A 3,809-nucleotide genomic window follows, 5' to 3' on the forward strand; every position below is an offset into this window, starting at 1 on the left:
ACTCCCGCGCTCACCTCGGTGCGCAGCCCGATGGCCGACCAGGCGACCGCCGCCGTCCACCTGCTCCTCGGCCTGATCGACGGCGCCCCCACAGGACCGGTGATCATGCCGAACGAACTCGTCGTGCGCGAATCGACCTGAGCTCCCGTCAGCACGCCCCGCCCCGCGAGCGGGGCACCGGCGCCGGACGGACCAGCGGAGTCGGTGGGCTGCACCGTGTACAAGCCGGACGGCCGGCGTCGTGAACAGTCGCTGGATCCCGTTGCAGGTGAACGGCACCAGCTCGTCCCGGGCGGGACGGCGGACGTGCCGGCCGCCGCGGACGACGGCGAGGAAGGCATGGGCGAGCATGGCCGTAGTGCCCCAGCGGGACCAGGAGGTGGAGCGGCGGACCTGGTGTTCGTCCGGTCCGGCCAGGGCCTTTCCGGCATGTGCTACGCAGAATCCTGACAGGTCGACGGGAGGCGATGAGCACGAGCAGTGACAGGGCCAGGTGTGGTCTTCGCACCGGAGCGATGCTGCGGCGGGTCGAGGCCGATCCCGGTGACATGCGTATCTTGCCCGACGGAGTCATTGCCCCGATGCGGTCCGAAGGCCGGTTCCTGTTCGCCGGTGCTGACACCACCGTGATGATCTCCTCGTCGGAGAGCGGCGGGACGCCCTGGGGCCTGAGGCTTGCACCGGGCACTGCGTACGCGTTGCTGGGGGTACCTGCGCGCGCTGTCCGACCAGTGCTTCGGTCTGAGCGAGCTGATCGCGGAGCCGGCGACGGTCATCGATTCCGCCTTCACCGGTCCGGTCGCCGCACTGGAGCACGAGCGGAGTTCGCGTCGTGTCCCGGACATGTCTCGCCCCTGCTCCCGGTTGCTGCGTCACCCCTGGTCCGTCTTGGACGCGGAGGCCCTGCGCACCGTTGAAACGGGCCGCTGGGCGACGCAACGTGAGGGCCCGTCGGGAGGCCGGCCGGGACGGGGACGCTACCGCGGTCGCGGGATTCCGGCCCCAGTCTGCTCGCTCCTGCCGTGCAGCCGGGGTACCAGGAGCAGCGGCCGGCACCGTTCGGCTGACCCGGATGTGATCCTGCCGCCTGTTGCAGCACCGCACCTCGGTCCGAGGCGAACGCGCGGCAGGGGAACCTGATCCGAGGTGCCGACGTCGAAGGGCGGAACACGAGATCCTCACCACGGGCACGATCTCATTCCCGTGCCGAGCGATGGTGAGGTCACTCGGCAGAGAGGAGGCACTCCTCTTCTTTGCGGCATCTACTGAGGGGGACACATATGAGCTGGACCAGGCGATCCGCAGGTCTGCTGATGGCAGCGGCCATGGTGACGTCGGTAGCCGCGTGCACGGCCGGCGGCGGTGGCGGCGGCGGTGGAGCCTCCTGCGTCGCTCAGTACACCTACCAGGACATTACGTACCAGGACGTGGGGAACGTGAAATTCACACCCGGGAAGAAGCTCGGAGTCGCCACCGAACCACCCTGCGAAGACACCGGCGGCCGGGGCGGGAGCGAGGAGCCGGCCGGTTTGACGGGGACTGCCTATGAAGTGGACGGCATCTCCCCCGAGGTCGCCATCGCCGTCGGGGACACGCCGGAGACAGCCAGGTTCTTCGCCGTTTCCTCCGACTCGGAGTTCCCGCCCGAGGTGCAGAGACTGATCGACGGTTCCTGATCCGAAATGCGGGGTCCGGTGTGGTTCCAAGGCTGATGCCGCACCGGGCCCCGTGCACCGTACCGGGCAGCCAGGTGAAGGCCGTTCGCAGCTTCGCTGTCCGAAGTCGGGCGTCCACTGTCCAGATCGGGCGTCCAGCACGCTCGCAGCCGCTATGGCGGGCGCTGCGGGGGTGCATCGGGTCGTGAGCGATCTGCGCGACCCGATCCCGTCGAACGGGCCGGTCCGGTGGTCCGTGATGCGCGAAACGGGAGCAACGGCATGGCCTGGAGTGGGGGTACGCCGAGCCGTCCCTGCCGATCGGCGAGTACGGCTCGGCCGGCCCCGCAGCCGACGCGAGGCCGCCGGCATCAGGACGTACTCATGCCGCCACGAACGTGACCGACAGCCCGTCTTCACCGGCTGCCGAAGGAGGCGTTCAAGTGACGGATCCGTACCCCGGGTCTGCTCGTTTCCTCCGTCAGGGGCGTGCGAAAGGAGGTGCCCCGCTCCCTGTCGAGTGGAGCGGGGCACCTGTCAGCGGTCGAACTCCCTCGGAGAGGGCTCAGCTGAGAGCCGCGACCTCGGCGGCCGTCAGGGTGCGCGGGAAGACGTGCACGTCCGCGACGTTGCCGGGGAAGGCGTCGTACGGGGCGGTGGACGAGGCGGAGTTGACACAGCCGCCGACTGTCAGGGGCAGGCTGGAGTCGTACTGGGGCGTCATGTTGTGGATGGAGTCCTGGAGGACACCGTTCTGGTAGACGCTCATCAGGCCGCTGGTGGAGTCGCCGCTCACCGGTGCCTTGTAGGTCGCGACGATGTGCGCCCAGGTGCCGACCGGGCCGGAGTTGGCGTCACCCTCGACGGTCACCCAGTCGGTGGCGGTTTCGTTGGTGGTCGTGGTCTGGAACACCCAGCCCTTGTTGAAGGGGTCGTAGCCGATGTAGAAGGCCTGGTGCTGGGTGGTGCCCTGGCAGATCGCGGTGGCTTCCACCGCCGAGTTGATCTTGACCCAGGCCGAGACGGTGTAGTCACCATGGGTGTTGACGGCGGCCTGCTTGCTCTTCAGCAGCCCGGTGCTGCCGTTGAAGGAGGCCGAGCCGGTGAGGGTGGTACCGGTGGGCTTGTCGGTGGACCAGCTCGCGCCGCCGGAGAGGGTGAACGGGTTGAGGCCGGCGGTGTCGGTACCGGCGGTGCTCAGCTTCCACTCGTTCTCGGGCATGCCGGCCGCCCACCCGGTGGGCACGGTGGCGCTGGCCTTGCCGGCCTGGGCGGCGTCCATCGCGTACGGGTAGACGCGGACGTCGGCGACCTTGCCGGGGAAGGCCTTGTACGGAGTGGTCGCGGTGGCCGAGTTGACGCAGCCGCCGACGGTCAACGGCAGGCCGGCGTCGTACTGCGGGGTGAGGTTGGTGGCCCTGCCCTGGTAGCTGCCGTTCTGGTAGAGCGTCATCAGACCGGTGCCGGCGACGCCGCTGACCGGGGCCTTGTAGGTGGCGACCAGGTGCGCCCAGGTGCCCACCGGGCCGGTGCCGGGGCCGCCCTCGGCGGTCACCCATTCGTTGTTCTCGCCGTTGGTGGTCGTGGTCTGGAACATCCAGCCCTTGTTGGCGGGGTCGTAGCCGAGGTAGAAGGCCTGGTACTGGCTGGTGCCCTGGCAGACAGCGGTGGCCTCCACCGCGGAGTTGATCTTGACCCAGGCCGAGACCGTGTAGTCCTGCGTGGTCTTGACCGCGCTCGTCCTGCTCTTCAGGAATGCGGTGCTGCCGTTGAAGGAGGCCGCTCCGGAGAGGCTGTAGGGCGCGTCGGCGGCCGCGAAGGTGGGCCCGCCGACCGGGGTCAGCGGGTTGGTGCCGGCCGTGTCGGTGCCGTTGGCCGCGAGCTTCCACGCGTTTTCACCGGCAGGCGTCCCGGGCTGGGTCGACAGCGCCGCCGCATCGAGCTGAATCCGTGGAGTGGTGGTGCCCGAGTAGGTGAGGGGCTTGCCCGTGCTCTTCAGGAGCGTCTCCAGCTCGGCCACCGTCCTGGTGGGGAAGGCCTGGTGGAGCACCGCGAACGCGCCGGCGACATGAGGGGCGGCCATGGAGGTGCCGCTCAGGTTCTCCCAGCCGTTGTCGCGGACGGAGGAAACGATGTCGCTGCCGGGAGCGAAGA

General features: G+C 69.3%; 3 protein-coding genes and 1 pseudogene. 2 read left to right on the forward strand and 2 right to left on the reverse strand.

Features of this window, described 5'->3' with window-relative positions:
* On the forward strand, positions 1-141 hold a 141-nt coding region (locus VN520_RS02615), incomplete at its 5' end, for a substrate-binding domain-containing protein (protein ID WP_325745163.1).
* Positions 142-165: 24 nt separating this feature from the next.
* Here the strand turns inward: VN520_RS02615 and VN520_RS39825 are convergent.
* Positions 166-429 (reverse strand): annotated as a pseudogene (locus VN520_RS39825) (IS701 family transposase); the annotation flags it as partial.
* 851 nt (positions 430-1,280) lie between these two features.
* Here VN520_RS39825 and VN520_RS02625 point away from each other — a divergent pair.
* On the forward strand, positions 1,281-1,676 hold the full coding sequence (locus tag VN520_RS02625) for a DUF6281 family protein (protein ID WP_325745183.1): 396 nt from the start codon (positions 1,281-1,283) through the stop codon (positions 1,674-1,676).
* Between the two features lie 544 nt (positions 1,677-2,220).
* Here VN520_RS02625 and VN520_RS02630 read toward each other — a convergent pair.
* The coding region (locus tag VN520_RS02630; RefSeq protein ID WP_325745184.1) for a LamG-like jellyroll fold domain-containing protein at positions 2,221-3,809 on the reverse strand (1,589 nt) is incomplete at its 5' end.

The organism is Streptomyces sp. (assembly GCF_035563135.1).
GTDB lineage: Bacteria > Actinomycetota > Actinomycetes > Streptomycetales > Streptomycetaceae > Streptomyces.

Bases quoted from the DNA above. Each gene is read 5' to 3' on its own strand.
- VN520_RS02625 (WP_325745183.1), top strand. From the start codon at position 1,281: ATGAGCTGGACCAGGCGATCCGCAGGTCTGCTGATGGCAGCGGCCATG.